Genomic DNA, 16820 nt, shown 5'->3' on the forward strand with positions numbered 1-16820 from the left:
TAGCGCGTTGGGCCGGTGGAGGCGACAGCCAAATGCCGGGCGAGGGCGGGAACTGGGCTCGTCGTTAAGGGAGGCGCCCTGTCAGCGCTCCCTCCCCCCGCAAGCGGGGAGAGGCGAAGGAAGAAGCTCTACTCCGCCGCCATCGACTTCGCGCGCAGCGGCAGGCCGAGGCGGTCCCATACCTGCAGCAGGGCTTCGGCGAGCTGATCGATCAGGCCGTCGTCGTGATAGGGCGAGGGCGTGATGCGCAACCGCTCGCTGCCCTTGGCGACCGTCGGATAGTTGATCGGCTGGATGTAGATGCCGTGCTCTTCGAGTAGGAGGTCGGAGGCCTGCTTGCACTTCTCGGGATCGCCGACGAACAGCGGCACGATGTGGGTGTCGCTCGACATCACAGGCAGGCCGGCGGCGTCGAGGATCGCCTTGACGCGGGCGGCACGATCCTGGTGGCGCTCGCGCTCCCAGCTCGAGGTCTTCAGATGCTTGATCGCGGCGGTCGCGGCCGAGCAGATCGCCGGCGGCAGTGCGGTCGTGAAAATGAAGCCCGGCGCGTAGGAGCGCACGGCATCGATGATCTGGCCATTGGCGGCGATGTAGCCGCCGAGGCAGCCGAACGCTTTCGCCAGCGTGCCTTCCAGAATGTCGATGCGGTGCATGACGCCGTCACGTTCGGCGATGCCGCCGCCACGCGGGCCGTACATGCCGACCGCGTGGACCTCGTCGACATAGGTCATCGCTTTGTACTTCTCGGCGAGATCGCAGATCTTGGCGAGCGGGGCGACGTCGCCGTCCATGGAATAGAGGCTCTCGCAGACGATCAGTTTCGGCCGGTTCGGGTCGGCCGCTTTCAACAGCGCCTCGAGATGCGCAACATCGTTGTGGCGGAACACGACCCGCTCGCAGCCCGACTGGCGGATGCCCTCGATCATCGAATTGTGGTTGAGCTCGTCCGACAGAATGAGGCAGTTCGGAATGAGCTTTGCGATGGTCGGGATGCCGGTCTGGTTCGAGACATAGCCCGAGGTGAACAGCAGCGCGGCTTCCTTGCCGTGAAGGTCCGCGAGCTCGGCCTCGAGCTGGACCAGCGGATGATGCGTGCCGGCGATGTTGCGGGTGCCGCCGGCACCGGTGCCGACGCGGGTTGCGGTCTCGACCATGGCACCGACCACCTTCGGGTGTTGGCCCATGCCGAGATAATCGTTGGAGCACCAGATCACGACGTCGCGCTTGCCCTTGGGCGAGTGCCAGCTCGCGTGCGGGAATCGGCCGGCCGTGCGCTCGAGGTCCGCGAACACGCGGTAGCGCCGCTCGGCGTGGAGACGATCGAGGGCGGAATCGAAGAACTGGTTGTAATCCATCGGCAAGACCTGCAACGGAACCCGGCCACGGCGGCCGCTCATTTTTAGAGCTTTTCCAGCTCCAATGTCTATGCGCCAGCTCACATTTGTAGCGAGGCGCGCGGGTGTATTGATAGCGGCCTATCGCCGGCGATAGTTGATGTGGATCAAACGCCTAATACGGGCCTGCGCGCGGGACCGAGGCTCCAGGGAAAGGCAGGGACCCTGGCAGGTGCCATGGACATTTTGTCCAAGGCGCGCGCTCCGTCCGCTCACGTCGTCCGGAACTGCAGCACGCCGTCCTTCGTCTCCGCCGTCAGCCGGCCCTCGACGATCATGTAGTTGACGTGCGCGACCAGCTCGCCGGCGGCGAATCCCATCTGGTGCTCGTCGAGCACGTGCTTGTTGAACACGACGGGCACCAGGGCGCGCGAGGTCTGCGGCACCTCTCGGCAGGCTTCCGCGATCAGGCGGCAGCGCTCTTCATGGTGGTCAGCGAGCTGCTTGATGCGGGTCTTCAGTCCGTAGAACGGCACGCCGTGACCGGGCAGCACCAGCACGTCGTAGGGGAGCGTCGTGGTGAGGCTGGCAAGCGAGGCCAGATATTCGCCGAGCGAGTTCTGGTCCGGCTCGACCGCCCAGACGCTGACATTGGGCGAGATCTTGCTCAGCACCTGGTCGGCGGAGAGGAACAGCTTGTCGTCGGCGCAATACAGCATCACCTGGTCGAGCGCATGGCCGCCGCCGGTGATCACCTTGAAGCGGCGTGTGCCGATCACGACGTCGTCGCCGTGGGAGATGCGGCGGTAGGAGGGCGGCAGCACAGAGACGCGCTTGAGATAATCCTGGCCGCGGCCCAGCAGCTTTTCGGTGAGCGACTCGTCCATGCCATGGCGGCGGAAGAACAGCCGCTGCGCTTCCTGCCGCTCGGCGGTGCCGCGGTTCTGGTGATAGACCGACTGCAGATATTCGACCTGCGACATCACCAGCGGGCAGTTGAACCGCTCGACGACCCAGCCCGCAAGTCCGACATGGTCGGGATGGGAATGGGTGACGATCAGGCGCGTGATGGTGATGCCCTTCAGCGGTCCGTCGAACAGCTTCGTCCAGGCCTCGATCGTCTCCTCGTTGCCGAAGCCGGTATCCACCATCGCATAGCCGTCGCCATCGGCGAGCAGGTAGATGTTCACGTGGTTGAGGCGGAACGGCAGCTTGAGCCGTGCCCACAACACGCCGGGCCGGACCTCGACGATCTCTTCGGGACCGGGGTGCTGGTCCCAGGGGTAGCGCAGGGCCTCGGCGGAGGACTGCACGGTGTCGGTTTTTGAACTCATGCTACCGGATTAAACCCGCCGCGGGCGGCGCGCCAGCCGAAAAAGGGCGGGCGCGGTGTCCGCATGGCGGTCATACCGGGCGCTTTTTCCGTAGCCCGGATGGCGTCGTCGAAAAACGCAGTCATTCCGGGACGCGCGCGAGCGCGAACCCGGGTGCGCGGTTGCGCACCCGGGAGTCCCGAGATTGTGGCGCGAGGGTTCGGCGCTGCGCGCCGCCCCGGAATGACGATCAGGCCGCCCGCATGTTGTTGAGGAAGGCGTCGATCTCTCCGCGCAGCAGGTCGGCTTCGCGCCGCAGCGCGTCGGAGGCGCCCAGCACTTCGTTCGCGGCGGCGCCGGCTTCGGCCGAGGCGGTGGAGACCCCGACGATGTTGCTGGAGACTTCGCTGGTGCCGCCGGCCGCATGCTGGATGTTGCGCGCGATCTCGCGGGTGGCGGCGCCCTGCTCCTCGACCGCGGCCGCGATCGTCGTGGTCACGCCGTCGATCTCGCCGATGATCCGGCCGATGCCCTGGATGGCGCCGACCGCCGATGTCGTGATGTTCTGCATGCTGGCGATCTGGCTGCGGATTTCCTCCGTCGCCTTGGCGGTCTGGCTCGCGAGACTCTTCACCTCGGAGGCGACCACTGCAAAGCCGCGGCCGGCCTCGCCGGCACGCGCCGCCTCGATGGTGGCGTTGAGCGCGAGCAGGTTGGTCTGCGAGGCGATGGTCTGGATCAGATCGACCACGACGCTGATGCGGCTTGCGCTGTCGGCAAGGCTCTGCACCGTTGCGTCGGTGGCGCCGGCCTCGTCGACCGCCTTCTTGGCGATCGCAGCCGAAGTGACGACCTGCCTGCTGATCTCCTCGATCGAGGACGACAGCTGCTCGGTGCCCGACGATACGGTCTGCACGTTGACCGAGGTCTCCTCGGCGGCGGAGGCGACCGCGTTGACCAGTGCGTTGGACTGGTCGGCGGTGGTCGACATGCTCTGAGCCGTCGATTGCATGGAATTGGCCGACTGCGCCAGATTGTCGAGCGCGGAGCGCACCGTATTCTCGAATTCGGCGATCTTCGCTTCCATGCGCGCGGCCCGCTCGGCCTTGGCGATTCGGTCCTTGTCCTGCTCGGCGGCGAGCGCGCGGGCTTCGATCATGCTGTCGCGGAACACTGTCAACGTGTCGGTCATCGCGCCGATCTCGTCATTTTGCCTGGCGCGCGGGATCTCCGTGTCGAGATCGCCGGCCGAGAGCCGCTGCATGGCGCGCTGCAGGCCGGTGATCCGGCGCAGGATGTTGCGGCCGACATAGAGCCAGACGAACAACGCCGAGCCGACCAGCATCATGGCCCCAAGGGCCAGCATCGCGGTCGTCGCGAGCGAGATCTCCTGCTGTGCCTGGAAGGTCGAGGCGTTGGTCTCTTTCTGCACGCCCTCGACGAGCTGCTGCACGCTGATGCCGAGGCCGACATTGAGCTTGCGGGTCTCGTCCAGGATGGTCTGGCCGTAGTCGACGGAATCGAGCTCCTTCTCGCGCAGATTGAACACGCCGGTCTTGCCGGTGCCGAGCGCGAGCAGCTTCTCCGCCGTTTCGCGCAGCATCTTGTTGCCCTGATTGTCCGGCAACAGATCGAGGTTGGAGCGCAGGCGGCCCTGTGCCGTCTTGAATTCCTTCTGGATGTCGTCGAGCTTGTCGCTGGTGTTGGCCGACAGCGCCGCGCTCATGTTGGCGGCTGCGAGATTGCCGCTGGCGACGACGTTGCCGAGCTGGCCGACGGTCTGCGCGGCGTCGGAGGCGTCCGCGGCGGACAAATCGGCCGAGCCGAGAATGGCGTTGACTCGGGTTTGCGCGTCGAGCATCGCCGGGCTGGCCGCGCCGACGAAGGCGCCCTGCGCGCTGCGCAGCGCGTCATACTGCTTGTCGTGAAGGGCGGCGATGTCCAGCCGCTCGCGGGCGGCCTTGGCCAGGCTCTGGGCCGCCTCGTTGATGCTCTTCATCGTCTCGCTGAGTCCGGAGACGACGGTCTTGTCGCCGCCGAGCTCGATGATCTCGTTGAGCTTCTTCTGCGTCTGCTCCTGCAACTCCTTGAGCTTCGCGGTGCGCTCCTTCAGGGCTTCCTCGGTCTGAGCCGCAAGCAGGGCCGGCCCCTGTGCCGCAAGGCTCGCGCTCAGTGCCGATAATTGCAGACTGGCGGCGAGGCGCGGAATGTCCCGCCCGCTCAGCTCGTTCATGCGTCCGCCGAGATTTTGCAGCACGAGGCCCGCGCCGGCCGAGATCACGAGGCCCATGCCCGCGATCACCGCGAAGGCCGCGAACAGGCTGCCACGCACGCCCCAGGTCGGCATTTTGAGACGGGGCCGCATTCGGCCAAGTGAGCCGCTAAGGCTGAGACGGATCGCCATCGAAATTCCCCCAACGTTCTTGCTTCTGGTTGTGGTGGGCAGTATCCGCACGGCGAGTTAAAAAATCGCAATCTGCGCAAACGGTTGGCGTGTTCCGCACAGCGAAAAAAGAAGGGCCGGCGACATCGCCGGCCCTTGGTATTGGTAAGGTTCTGGTAACCGATCAGTAGCGCGCCACAGTCGGGGCTGCCCAGTTGAAGCGGTAGTTGACGCCCGCCTTGATGGTGTGATCGTCGGTGGTGAAGCTGCCGGTCCCTACGAGCGGACCGGCGGTGAAGCTCGCGTCGCCGAAATTGTAGTACTGGTACTCGGCCTTGGCCGACCAGTTCGGGGCGAACATGTATTCGAGACCAGCGCCGACGGTGTAGCCGTTGCGGTGATCGCCAGTGATCACGAAGGCGGTCGGCACGCCGCCGACGGTCACCTTCTCGTTGTTGTCCGAGTAGGCATAGCCGCCCTTCACGTAGATCAGACCGGGGCCCCAGGTGTAGCCGACGCGGCCGGTGATCGAGCCGAGGCCGCGCTGGTCGTTGGTGTAGGCGATGCCGCCCGGAAACACCGCGCCGACGCTGCCGGATAGCCAGGAATACTGGCCCTCGACGCCGACCAAGAAATTCGGATGGAACTGCCAGTCACCACCGACCTGCACGCCGCCGAGGAAACGGCCGTTGCCGTTGTTGCCGGTGGAGAGGCCGTTGAAATTGTTGTCGCTGGAGAAGGCGCCGCCGATATGGCCGCCGACGTAGAAGCCGGTCCAGTTGTAGATCGGCGCGGCATAGGCCGGCGCGGGCGTCTTGTAATAGTTGCGGTTGCCGAGATCGGCACCGACGGCCGGCGCAGCAGCGCCCACCACGAGCAGCGCAACGGTCGCAAACAGAATCTTCTTCATCGTCTTGAACTCCAGCACTCAATGTCCCCGGCAGGCGCGCTGTCCGCGCCGCGTTGGTTTTGCAGATAGCTCGCTTTTGACGAAAATGCTGTCACATGCATGGCACAAGGGCAGCCAACCTAACTTATTGGGCTGCAAATGATTTTCGTGCTTAATGTCGGCTTAAGAAGTGCTGAAGAAAGACCTAATTTCGGCTCTGCCCGGTAACCTCTGGCGCGTGCTTCGTTAACCAAGACGCCGTCGCGCCTCATCCCGCATCTGTTCGCGGAACGCCGCGCGCTTTGCGGGTCGGTCCTCTACGCGCACGTCATGGCGATCGAAGATGTCGAACTTCTCCAGGATCGGATAGCGCTCGCTCGCCATCGCGAGCACGCGCAGCACTTTGGTCGCGGAGGGCGTCGGGCCGCTGACCTCCCAGCGCCGGATGGTGTCAGCGCCGCCCTTCTCCGGTAATCCGCACAGCTTTGCCATGTCCGCCGCCGTGAGCTTGCGCTCGAGCGCGTCGGAGAGGTCATTGCGGAGTTGCTTCAGTTCGGCGCCGGTCATGCTGCTCGCGTCCAGGGGAGACTGAACGCAATGCACTAACGCTGATTCGGGTCCATCCGAAGGCGCGCATGATCGTGATAGTGTTTTCCGCGCCGGTCGAATGTCAGCGAGGGAATTGCCATGCCCGTGTTCAAGCTGCCCTTGTCGGGGGATGTCGTCCAGTCCATCTATCCGTCGTTCTTCAGCCCTACCGGCGGCCAGTTCGGCCTCGTCAACATCACGGTCGGACAGTCCTCGGCGCCTGATGTCGAGAAGGACCTGCTGTCGGATGTCGGCAGCTACGGCAAGCAGATCGGGCAGGTCGCCGACGCGCTGCTGGCCGTGATCGAGCATCTCGAAAGCCGCACCGATTGCGCGCCGGTTGAAGATGAGGCGATCACCGTCTTCAAGGAACTGATGCATTCGATCGCGGCTGTGAAGGAGCGGCACGACCGTCATGCCTGCCGGCCGACGCGGCGCTGACGTGCGGCGCTATCGTGCCCGGCACCTTCGCGCGCGCACGGAGTTATGAACTTGTGCCTCTGGAAATCGTCCGGCGAACGACCAGATGGCGAAAGGGGCCTCAGCGACGCAGGGATCAGCCATGACAGGCATCAAACTCGCAATTGCCGCACTCGTCTCTGCCGGACTTTTCGTCGCGCCGTTCGCGGCTGAGGCGAAGAAGCTCCGGTCGAGCAGACATTCCAGCACCGGTGTGGTGGCGCCGACCTATGGCGGCGCGGGAGCGCCGGCAGCGCAGCCGAGAGCGTCCTACGGGTCGTCCGGACAGTCGGTCGGCACGGTCACGGCGCCGTCGATCGGATCGTACAATTGGCCTTCGGTCGGTGTGACCAATTCCGCTCCGACCTGGAGCAACACCACCCGATAGAGCGATGCCGATCAGCGTGCCGGAAGCGCGGGCCATGAATTCGCCGGCGGCGAATTGTCCACACTCGCGTGCTCGCTCGGTCGGAAGAAGCTTCGTTGCTAGATTCCCCTGCCGCTCTGCTTCCCGATCACGCAGCGCCATGCAGCGAGGCGTTCGGCCGGATGCTGGTTCATCCAGTCGGCGAGCTGCGGCGCGCCCATCAGGCAGGATTGTACCGAGATCTCGGCGAAGTCGGAGGTGGTCACGACCTGCTCGTGACAATTGCTCGGAGAGGCGAGGCTGCAGAGCACGGCGATGATCTTGATCATGCGAGGTGACTCCCGTCGGCGCGGCCAAGCGCGCGGCCCGTCGCCTTGTCCTGTCTCTCGCTGGCGGGATCAGCCGGCGGGAAGATGCTGTCGTAGATGGCGCGTGCCTCCTGAATGAGACGAACTCGCTCGCGCTCGGACTTCGAAACAAATTGGATGACTTCGCCCATGGTGGCTCCGAATATCAGTTGGCAAATCCGTCATCAGATGACGGTGATCATTCCATCCAGATCTATGACGTCGTTTCGACTTCGAAACGGCACAGCCGGTCACGTCAGAACAAATGCGCGTGATGGCACTCCGGCGGTCCGACGTCCCTGTTGTTCTCTCGCTTGAATTGCGAAGCCGCGCACCGCCTCATAACGCGCGAGTGCCGGTGCCAACTTACCCCTTGCTGCCGCCAGCAAGACAACTCGCCAGGCAAATGCCGCTCGATCGAATATGTTTCTCGCTGTGCGGCGGGCAAGTTTTGGAACATTCCCGAATTCGGGGCCGCACGCGTTTCGCTCAGGCCGCCGGCGCGCGGTCCTTGCGTCCCGGCACCGCTGCAAGCAACTCCCGCGTATAGGGATGCTCCGGGGCTGCGAAGAGCTGTGCCGTCGGCTTCAGCTCGACGATGGCGCCGCGCTGCATCACCGCGATGCGGTCGCAGATTTGGGCCGCGACGCGCAAATCGTGGGTGATGAACAGCATCGACAGGCCGAGGCGCACCTTGAGGTCTTCGAGCAGCCTCAGGACTTGCGCTTGCACGGAGACGTCGAGCGCGGAGACGGCCTCGTCCGCGACGATGATCTCGGGCTCGAGCGCGAGCGCCCGCGCAATGCCGATACGCTGGCGCTGGCCGCCCGAGAACTCATGCGGATAGCGTTCGAGTGCGCCGGCATCCAGGCCCACCATCTTGAGAAGATCGCGGGCGCGGTCGAACGCGACCTTCGGATCGATGCCGGCCGCGATCGGGCCGTCGGCGATGATGTGGCCGACCTTGCGCCGCGGATTCAGCGAGGCGAACGGATCCTGGAAGATCATCTGGATGCGATGGCGCTCGGTGCGCAGCGCCTTGCCAGCGAGCGAGGTGAGATCGGTGTCGCCGATCCGCACCGTGCCGCGGTCGGCCTCGATCAGCCGCATCACGAGCCGCGCCACCGACGATTTTCCGGAGCCGGATTCGCCGACGAGGCCGAGCGTCTCGCCCTTGAAGATATCAAAATTGACCGCGCGCGCCGCATCGACGCGGCGATCCTCGCGAAACCAGCCGCCCGATGTCACATAGGTCTTGTCCAGCCCGATCACCTCGACCGCCCTGGCCTGATCATCGAGCGGCTTTCGCGCCGGCGGATCCATCGAGGGGACCGCTGCGAGCAGCGCCTTGGTGTAGTCGTGCTGCGGCTCGTTGAAGACGGCCGCGGCCGGGCCTTCCTCGACGACCTTGCCATGCCTGAGCACCACGACCTGGTCGGCGATGTCGGCGACCACGCCGAAATCATGGGTGATGAACATCACCGCCATGTTGCGGTTGCGCTGGAGGTTACGGATCAGCTTAAGGATCTGCGCTTGCGTGGTGACGTCGAGCGCGGTGGTCGGTTCGTCCGCGACCAGCACGGCCGGCTCGAGCGCGAGCGCCATTGCGATCATGGCGCGCTGGCGCTGGCCGCCCGAGAGCTGGTGCGGGTAGGCGCGGACGATGCGCTCGGGGTCGGGCAGGCCGACCTCGCGCGCCAGCGCCAGCGCTCGCGCGCGTCGCTCCCTGGGCGTCAGCAGGCCGTGCGCCTCGAACATCTCCGCCATCTGGTCGCCGATCCGCATCAACGGATTGAGCGCGGTCATCGGCTCCTGAAAGATCATCGCCAGCCTGCGGCCGCGCAGATCGCGCCAGCCGTCGTCATCGAGCTTGAGCAGGTCGCGGCCTTCGAACTGGATCTCGCCGGAGGCGATGGATACCGTATCCGGCAACAGGCCCATCAGCGCATGCGCGCACATCGACTTGCCGGAGCCGGACTCTCCAACGACGCAGACGATCTTGCCGGGCCGCAAATCCAGCGAGACGCCGTCGACGGCGAAGGGCCGCTCGGCGCCCTTCGGCAGCGCGATCCTGAGGTTCTTGATGGAGACGGCGGGCGGCGCGGTCATCGTCAGCGTCCCTCCCGCGACAGGCGCGGATTGAGCGCGTCGTTGAGGCCTTCGCCGATCAGGTTCAGCCCGAGCACGGAGATCAGGATGGCGACACCGGGGAATACGGTGATCCACCAAGCCTGGCGGATCACGGTGCGGCCGGCGCCGACCATGTAGCCCCAGGAGATCAGGTTGGGATCGCCGAGACCGAGGAAGGACAGCGAGGATTCCAGCAGGATCGCGGTCGCAACCATCAGCGAAGCCAGCACGATCACCGGCGACAGCGCGTTGGGCAAAATCTCGCGCAGGATGATCCAGCTGTTGCTCTGCCCGGTGACCACGGCGGCCTGGACATATTCGCGCGTGCGCAGCGACAGCACTTCGCCGCGCACGAGGCGGGCCACCGGCGGCCAGCTCACCAGCGCGATCGAGGCCACGATCGAATAGATGGAGGGCTGCAGGATCGCGACCAGCACGATCGCAAGCGCGAAGCTTGGAATGGTCTGGAAGAACTCGGTGAAGCGCATCAGGGCGTCGTCGACCTTGCCGCCGAAATAGCCGGACATGGCGCCGATGGGAACGCCGACGACGAGTGCCACCAGTGTGGAGACGAGACCGACCAGCAGCGAGACGCGGGCGCCAAAGATCATGCCGGCGAACACGTCGCGGCCGAGCGCGTCGGTCCCGAGCGGCACCGTCGAGAGCGTGAAGGGCGGCAGGAACGGCCGCTGCACCATGCGCCAGGGCGAGTTCGGGAACAGCATCGGCCCGAACAATGCGACCGAGATCGCGAGCACGAGAATGACGAGCCCGATGACGCCGCTCGGGCTGCGCAACATCGATTTCCAGAACTGCTTCATGCGGCGAATTCGATGCGTGGATCGACCAAGCGATAGACCAGGTCGGTGATGAGGTTGAAGATCAGCACCATGGCGGAGCAGATCACGAAGACGCCGAGCAGCAGATTGTAGTCGCGCTGGAGCAGGGCGTCGTACATCAGGCGCCCGATGCCGGGCCAGGCGAACACGGTCTCGGTGATGACGGCACCGCCGATCAGCGTGCCGGAATGCACGCCGGCGAGCGTCACGACCGGCAGCAGCGCGTTGCGCAGCACGTGGCGGCGCTGGATCACGGCGTCGGACAGGCCCTTGGCCCGCGCCGTCTTGACGAAGTCGAGCCGCTTCACCTCCAGCATCGAGGCGCGCGTCATGCGGGTGTAGGTCGCCATGAAGAACAGGCCCAGCGTCATTGCCGGCATGATCAGGTGTTTTGCGACGTCGATCGCGTGGGCAAGGCCAGTGAGATTGGCGCCGACCGTCTCGTAACCGAAGCTAGGCAGCCAATCCATGGTGACCGAGAACAGCAGGATTCCCATCAGCGCCACCCAGAAAAGCGGCATGGCGTAGAAGATCAGCGCGAACACGGTGATGGCCGTGTCGAGGAAGGTTCCGGCAAAGCGCGCGGCGAAGGTGCCGAACAGAATGCCGAGCACGAGCGAGATCGCGAATGCCGTCAGCGTCAGCAGCAGCGTCGCCGGCAGCCGTTCGCCGATCAGCTTGGCCACCGGCGCCTGCTGGCGGAAGGAGAATCCGAGGTCGAGCGTGACCACGCCCTTGACGTAGATCAAGAGCTGCTCGGGCAGCGGCTTGTCGAGGCCGAATTTTTCCCGGAGCTGCTTGACGAAGACCTGGTCACTGGCCCCGGCCTCGCCCGCCATCACGACCGCGGGGTCGCCGGGCGCGAGCCGGATCAGGAAGAAATTGAGGACGACGATCGCGAGCAGGACGATCACGCCCTTCAGGACACGCTGAGCGATGAAGGAGAGCATAGTTAGAGCGACGCTTGTTTGACGAGAGGGTCGCCGCAGCGACGGTGCGCCCCCTCTCCCGCTTGCGGGGCAGGGTTGGGGTGGAGGTGTTTCCGCAGTGGAAGTCTTCGCGTGGAGAGCGCCTCCACCCGCCGCGCTTGGGACGATGCTTCGCATCGCCCGGCGCGCGTCGACCTCCCCCGCAAGCGGGAGAGGTGCACCTTTTCCGTGGCTCGGACAGTCATCATTCGGCGAAAGCTACAGCACGAGAGATCAGACGCGAGGCGTCCCTCACTTGTCGAGCCACGCGTCCTTGAAGCCGTCATTGACCCCGATGCCCGTGGTGATCAGGTTCTTGACCTTGCACCGTGTGATCGTCGGGAATTGCAGCTCGAGCATCCAGGCCACGGGCACGTCCTCGACCAGGATCTTCTGCGCCTTCTCGTAGATCTCCTTGCGCTTGGAGTCCGGGGTCGCGACCGCGCCGTCTGCGAACAGCTTGTCGATCTCCGGGTTGGAGTAACCCTCGACATTGTTGAAGACCTGGCCCTTGGCGATGTTGCTGGAGATGTAGTTGCGGCCGACGCCGAGTGCGGGATCGCCGTATTGGTAGAGATAAGTGAAGGCGATGTCGTAATCCCAGTCGCCGATCTTCTGGTTGCCGCCGGCAACGTCGGTGGCGATGGTCTCGATGTTGATGCCGACGTCCATCAGGTTCTGCTTCACGGCTTCACCCCAGCGCTGCCAGGTCTCGCCATAGGCGAGCGGCAACAGGCGGATCTTCTCGCCCTTGTAACCGGCCTCCTTCAGAAGCGCCTTGGCCTTCGCGGGGTCGTACGGATATTTCTTCACATCGTCGGTGTAGTATTTGATGGTCGAGGCGGACGGCCCCGTGGCGACCTTGCCGAGCCCGTTCCAGATCACGTGCTTGGCGAAGTCGCGGTCGATCGCATACATGACCGCCTGCCGCACCCGCTTGTCGGCGAGCGGACCCTGGCGGTTGTTGAGCCACAGCCAGGAGAGCGGCGAGAAGAACTCCCAGCCGGCGCCCGTGACGCAAGTGTCTTTGAGCTTGGACAGGCGCGGCACGTCGAAGTTCTCGACCGAGCCGCCGGGCAGCACGTCGACCTTGCCGGTCTCATACGCCACCGAGCGCGCGGCGGCGTCGGGAATGATCTGCCAGTAGATCTCGTCGATATAGGGCTTGCCCTTCTCGTAATAGTTCGGGTTCTTGACCAGGCGGATGAACGAACCCTTCTGCCATTCCCTGAACATGAAGGGTCCGGTGCCGATGGGCGCGTTGTTGTAGGGATTGGTCTTGAAGTCGGTGCCTTCATAGAGATGCTTCGGCACCATCGGCATCGAGCCGACCTCGAAGATGCCGAGGAACGGGCCGAACGGCTGCTTCAGCGTGAAGACGACCGTATGGTCGTCCGGCGCCTCGATCTTGTCGACCTGGGCGAGGTTGGTGCGGGCACGCGCATGCGTCTGCTTCAGCATCTCGACCGAGAACAGCACGTCGGCCGCAGTGAAGGGCTTGCCGTCATGCCAGGTCACACCCTTCCTGAGCTTGAAGGTGTAGGTCTTGGCGTCCTCGCTCACGCTCCAGCTCTCGGCGAGCTCCGGCTGCGGTTCGAGCTTGGGGCTGTAGCGCAACAGTCCCTCGAAGATGTTGCCCGACACCATCTGTGTCGGACCGTTCTGGACGATGGCGAGCATCAGGCCGGGCGGCTCGGGCTGGATCACGGCGTTGATCACGCCCCCCGTTTTCGGCTCTTGCGCCAGCGCCGGGGCCGTGAGGCCGCAAGCCAGGAGGAGACCAAGCAACACTCGTTTTGGCATGTCGTATCTTTCTCAAGCGAGACCAGCCGTGAACGCTTTGCAACGTCCTCGCGCGCAAAGCGACGGCCGACCCATCCCAGTCCCCATCCGGCATCAAGGCTCACATAGTCTCGTTCGGCGCTGCAAGATGAAAGTCGCGACAGTGTTCGCACAAAAAATGTACAGCGCGTCCTGTTTCCACTTGATTCATCGTCGTGTCATGGGGACAAGTCGGTCATGGACAACGCCAGCCGCTCCGAACGATCCCGCAACGCTGCGCTCGAGGCGGCCATCGCGATCGTCGCGCGCGACGGGCCGGGCCGGTTGACGCTCGATGCGATCGCGCGCGAGAGCGGCCTCAGCAAGGGCGGCGTGATGCATCAGTTCCGCACCAAGGAGGCGGTGCTGAAGGCGTTGCTCGAGCGGCAACTGGCGCATTTCGAGGAGTTCTCGACGCGCTATATGGCGAAGGTCAGTGCGACCTCGGCAAATCCCCATCTGGCGACCCAGCTCGCCACTATCAGGGAAGCGGCCAGCTCGCCGAATTCCGCCGCGCTGGCGCTGGTTGCGGTGATGGTGGAAAATCCTCGCCTGATGGCGCTGCCGCGCGAGCGCGAGGCGGAACGGATGGCGGCGATCAAGGACGAGGCCACGGATCCCGATCTTGCGATGCTGCGCTGGGCCGGAGCGATGGGTCTGCTGCTGAGCTCGTTGTTCGGCATGTCGCCGCTTAGCAAGAACGAGCATCAGCGGCTGTTCGCGCGCTTGCTCGACGATTCGCAATGGGCCGATCTCACTCAGCCGGCCGCAACGGGCGCCGCCAAATCCGGAACGGCCGCGGTCGCCAAGGCCGCAAGCCGGCCCAAGCGCGCCTGATTCACCGTTAACGAAAGCCCAATGATGACCTGCACAAAGCCGCGCCTGCGGCCAAATGCGCCAGGTCTTCAATTTCGAACTTTACAAACCATCTGGTCGGTTTTATAAATCCAGGCACTGAGACAACCCGAAGCTTCCGAGATGGCCCCCAACGAAGCCGAGAGTTGGCAATGGTGAGCGCCGCAGCCGTGTCTGGTCCCTGACGCGGCTGCGGTCGCCAACGCACTCAGCAGTGCCAAGAGGAGTCTGGAATGGATCGCTCGATCGCGCTGCGCGGTCTGGGAACGCTGGTGCTTTGCGCGGGCATGGCCGGCTGTGCCTCGGTTGCGCCGGTGCCTTATTCGGAGATGGCGTCCTCGGCCTATCTGGCCCCGGACAAGTCGGATGCCTCCGGCCGCGTGCCCTACCGCTATTCCACGCCGGTCGACTGGCGCGCCTATAACAAGGTGATCCTCGATCCCGTCGTGGTCTATCGCGGGCGGGATCACCAGTTCGGCGACATGTCCGACAGGGACAAGGCGACGCTCGCTGCCTACATGCAGAACTGCTTCGCCGACCGGCTGCGCGGTCGCTTCGCGCTGGTGCGCGAGCGCGGACCGAGCACGCTGCGGGTCAGGCTGACGCTCACCGGCGCCGTCGCCAACACGCCGGTGCTCGGCACGCTCTCGCGCTTCGACATGGCCGGCGCGATCTACAACGGCGTGCAGGCCGCGCGCGACGGCGAGGGGACGATGACCGGCTCGGTCATCTACGGCGTCGAGATCTTCGACGCGACGACCTCGCGGCTGCTCTCGGCCTACGTCACCAAGCAATATCCGGCTGCCTACGACATCAAGGCCACCGCCGGCGCGCTCGCGGCTGCCACGGCCGGTCTCGACAAGGGGGCCGACGCGCTGATGGCGCAACTGCGCTGACGCCCGAGATCCATTCAACGAAAGGTGCTGCCGATGAACATTCTCCTTCGCTTCGTGCTGCGTATCGCGATCACGATCGCGATGCTAGCGTTTGGCGGCCGCGCCGGCGCCACCACACCGGCAGATCCGAGCGGCACCTGGCTGGTCGAGGACGGCCGCGCCCGCATTCGCCTCGAGCGCTGCGGCCCCTCGCGCGACCGTCTCTGCGGCTTCATCGTCTGGATGAAGGAGCCGGTCGACAAGCGCGGCCAGCCTTACCGCGACAGCCAGAATCCCGATCCCGACAAGCGCGCCCGCGTACTCCTCGGCCACCAGCTCATCATGGGCCTGCAGGCGACGCCCGAGGGGCGCTTCGTCGGCGATATCTACAACGCCGAGGACGGCAAGTCCTATTCGGTGTCGATCTGGCGCGAATCTCCGGACCGCCTCAAGCTCAAGGGTTGCCTCATCAAGTTCCTTTGCCAGACCCAGACCTGGCAGCAGACCCTCGATGTGCTGCCCGGCCAGCTCGTCGGCCTGACCGGCGATCTCAACGGCCCCCGTGCCGACAGGGAATGGGCGGCGCTGCCGGCCCCGAGGCCGATCCAGGCGAAAGCCAAGTAGCCTTCAGGAGCTCCGCAGCGCCTGGCGCAATTCGTCGAGCGCATCCGCGAGCTGCTCGCGGTGTGCGATGTCGTCCTTGGGGAGGGCGGCGACGCTGACGGCGAGCTCACGCAGGATGCCGGCGAGGAGGCCGAAATTGAGGTGGAGGTGCACCGATTTTCGCTCGTCGGCCGCGCCGGGATGTTGCAGCACCAGCGCGACACCGCTGCCGTCGAGCCGCGCCTCGAACCGCGATGAATGCTCGAAGGTGCCGACATAGAATTTGTCGGGATATTCGAGCGCGACCTCTGCCTTGTCGGGAACCGGCCTGGACATCTGAACCTCGTCGATATCAGTCACTTCTGACCGGGAATGAACCGGGCTGCCTTGCGATAGGTCAGAGACGGCGTTCGGATTTGATCCGGATCAAAGCCGGGTTGCCGCTTTTGCGATCGAATGGCAACTGGCTGGACCCGGAACTGCGTGTCCAGCTCCCTTCAGCCGTGAGACGATCGATGGACATCCAAGCCGCGACTGTTGCCGTGGATCACGAGTGCGGACCTGATGTCGCCAGCCATGAGCACCCGCCGGACGCGGGCGTGCAGCACTGCCTGCAATTGTTGGGCAATGCCGGCCTGCGCCCGACGCGTCAGCGCCTCGCGCTCGGTCAATTGCTGTTCCTGGGCGGCCATCGTCATGTCACCGCTGAGAGCCTCTATGAAGAGGCGATGGCGGCGAACGCGTTTCTGTCGCTCGCGACGGTCTACAACACGCTGAATCAGTTCACCGAGGCGGGCCTGCTCCGCCGGATCGCGGCCGACGGCATCAAGTCGTTCTTCGACACCGACACGTCGGTGCATGCGCACTTCTATCTCGAAGGCGAGGATATGCTGGTCGACGTCGCCGACGGCCTCGCCTTCACCAAGATCCCCGAGGCGCTTCCCGGGCACGAGATCGCGCGGCTCGACGTCATCGTCCATTTGCGCCGCAAGCGCACGACGTCCTCGCTGATCCCATAGCCGAAATAATCCTGTGCGGCATCGCCG

The 16820-nt window shown here is 64.9% G+C and carries 18 protein-coding genes; 6 read left to right on the forward strand and 12 right to left on the reverse strand.

Features of this window, described 5'->3' with window-relative positions:
• Nucleotides 1-128: 128 nt before the first annotated feature.
• The 5 genes from hemA to RX330_RS04045 form a co-directional block, all read right to left on the reverse strand.
• Nucleotides 129-1358, reverse strand: a complete 1230-nt coding sequence (hemA, locus tag RX330_RS04025) for a 5-aminolevulinate synthase (RefSeq protein WP_212080760.1) — start codon at nucleotides 1356-1358, stop codon at nucleotides 129-131.
• Between the two features lie 251 nt (nucleotides 1359-1609).
• Nucleotides 1610-2671: an MBL fold metallo-hydrolase gene (locus tag RX330_RS04030; protein WP_212079728.1), complete on the reverse strand. Its 1062-nt coding sequence runs from the start codon at nucleotides 2669-2671 to the stop codon at nucleotides 1610-1612.
• 229 nt (nucleotides 2672-2900) lie between these two features.
• Nucleotides 2901-5054, reverse strand: a complete 2154-nt coding sequence (locus tag RX330_RS04035) for a methyl-accepting chemotaxis protein (RefSeq protein WP_212079729.1) — start codon at nucleotides 5052-5054, stop codon at nucleotides 2901-2903.
• A gap of 163 nt (nucleotides 5055-5217) precedes the next feature.
• Nucleotides 5218-5943 carry an outer membrane protein gene (locus tag RX330_RS04040; protein ID WP_212079730.1) on the reverse strand — a complete coding sequence of 242 codons (726 nt, stop codon included), beginning with the start codon at nucleotides 5941-5943 and terminating at the stop codon, nucleotides 5218-5220.
• Nucleotides 5944-6168: 225 nt separating this feature from the next.
• Complete coding sequence (locus tag RX330_RS04045; RefSeq protein WP_212079731.1) at nucleotides 6169-6489, reverse strand: hypothetical protein; 321 nt, start codon at nucleotides 6487-6489, stop codon at nucleotides 6169-6171.
• A 120-nt stretch (nucleotides 6490-6609) separates the two neighbouring features.
• Between RX330_RS04045 and RX330_RS04050 the strand changes: the two genes are divergently transcribed.
• Both RX330_RS04050 and RX330_RS04055 read left to right on the forward strand, forming a co-directional pair.
• Complete coding sequence (locus tag RX330_RS04050; protein WP_212079732.1) at nucleotides 6610-6951, forward strand: hypothetical protein; 342 nt, start codon at nucleotides 6610-6612, stop codon at nucleotides 6949-6951.
• A gap of 121 nt (nucleotides 6952-7072) precedes the next feature.
• Complete coding sequence (locus RX330_RS04055; RefSeq protein WP_212079733.1) at nucleotides 7073-7357, forward strand: hypothetical protein; 285 nt, start codon at nucleotides 7073-7075, stop codon at nucleotides 7355-7357.
• A gap of 98 nt (nucleotides 7358-7455) precedes the next feature.
• On the opposite strand, the gene RX330_RS04060 is transcribed toward RX330_RS04055, so the two are convergent.
• The 6 genes from RX330_RS04060 to RX330_RS04085 form a co-directional block, all read right to left on the reverse strand.
• Complete coding sequence (locus RX330_RS04060) at nucleotides 7456-7665, reverse strand: hypothetical protein (RefSeq protein ID WP_212079734.1); 210 nt, start codon at nucleotides 7663-7665, stop codon at nucleotides 7456-7458.
• The gene (locus RX330_RS04065) at nucleotides 7662-7835 is read right to left on the reverse strand and encodes a hypothetical protein (RefSeq protein WP_212079735.1); all 174 of its coding nucleotides are present in this window, start codon (nucleotides 7833-7835) and stop codon (nucleotides 7662-7664) included. Before RX330_RS04065 ends, RX330_RS04060 begins: the two co-directional genes overlap by 4 nt.
• Before the next feature lie 337 nt (nucleotides 7836-8172).
• Nucleotides 8173-9792 carry an ABC transporter ATP-binding protein gene (locus tag RX330_RS04070; RefSeq protein ID WP_317242150.1) on the reverse strand — a complete coding sequence of 540 codons (1620 nt, stop codon included), beginning with the start codon at nucleotides 9790-9792 and terminating at the stop codon, nucleotides 8173-8175.
• A 2-nt stretch (nucleotides 9793-9794) separates the two neighbouring features.
• Complete coding sequence (locus RX330_RS04075; RefSeq protein WP_317242151.1) at nucleotides 9795-10634, reverse strand: ABC transporter permease; 840 nt, start codon at nucleotides 10632-10634, stop codon at nucleotides 9795-9797.
• The gene (locus tag RX330_RS04080) at nucleotides 10631-11602 is read right to left on the reverse strand and encodes an ABC transporter permease (RefSeq protein ID WP_317242152.1); all 972 of its coding nucleotides are present in this window, start codon (nucleotides 11600-11602) and stop codon (nucleotides 10631-10633) included. Before RX330_RS04080 ends, RX330_RS04075 begins: the two co-directional genes overlap by 4 nt.
• 270 nt (nucleotides 11603-11872) lie before the next feature.
• Nucleotides 11873-13423, reverse strand: a complete 1551-nt coding sequence (locus RX330_RS04085; RefSeq protein WP_317242153.1) for an ABC transporter substrate-binding protein — start codon at nucleotides 13421-13423, stop codon at nucleotides 11873-11875.
• Nucleotides 13424-13639: 216 nt separating this feature from the next.
• On the opposite strand from RX330_RS04085, the gene RX330_RS04090 reads away from it, so the two are divergent.
• The 3 genes from RX330_RS04090 to RX330_RS04100 all read left to right on the forward strand — a co-directional run bounded on the left by RX330_RS04090 (nucleotide 13640) and on the right by RX330_RS04100 (nucleotide 15795).
• Entirely contained in the window at nucleotides 13640-14278 is a 639-nt protein-coding gene (locus RX330_RS04090; RefSeq protein WP_317242154.1) for a TetR/AcrR family transcriptional regulator, read from the forward strand.
• A gap of 251 nt (nucleotides 14279-14529) precedes the next feature.
• On the forward strand, nucleotides 14530-15192 hold the full coding sequence (locus RX330_RS04095; protein WP_317242155.1) for a DUF3313 domain-containing protein: 663 nt from the start codon (nucleotides 14530-14532) through the stop codon (nucleotides 15190-15192).
• Nucleotides 15193-15225: 33 nt separating this feature from the next.
• The gene (locus RX330_RS04100; protein WP_212079742.1) at nucleotides 15226-15795 is read left to right on the forward strand and encodes a DUF2147 domain-containing protein; all 570 of its coding nucleotides are present in this window, start codon (nucleotides 15226-15228) and stop codon (nucleotides 15793-15795) included.
• A gap of 3 nt (nucleotides 15796-15798) precedes the next feature.
• Here RX330_RS04100 and RX330_RS04105 read toward each other — a convergent pair whose 3' ends face one another.
• The gene (locus RX330_RS04105; RefSeq protein WP_212079743.1) at nucleotides 15799-16110 is read right to left on the reverse strand and encodes a hypothetical protein; all 312 of its coding nucleotides are present in this window, start codon (nucleotides 16108-16110) and stop codon (nucleotides 15799-15801) included.
• A 179-nt stretch (nucleotides 16111-16289) separates the two neighbouring features.
• On the opposite strand from RX330_RS04105, the gene irr reads away from it, so the two are divergent.
• Complete coding sequence (irr, locus tag RX330_RS04110; RefSeq protein WP_317242156.1) at nucleotides 16290-16793, forward strand: Fur family transcriptional regulator Irr; 504 nt, start codon at nucleotides 16290-16292, stop codon at nucleotides 16791-16793.
• The last annotated feature ends 27 nt before the right edge of the window (nucleotides 16794-16820 follow it).

This window comes from Bradyrhizobium sp. NDS-1 (assembly GCF_032918005.1).
Classification (GTDB): domain Bacteria; phylum Pseudomonadota; class Alphaproteobacteria; order Rhizobiales; family Xanthobacteraceae; genus Bradyrhizobium; species Bradyrhizobium tunisiense.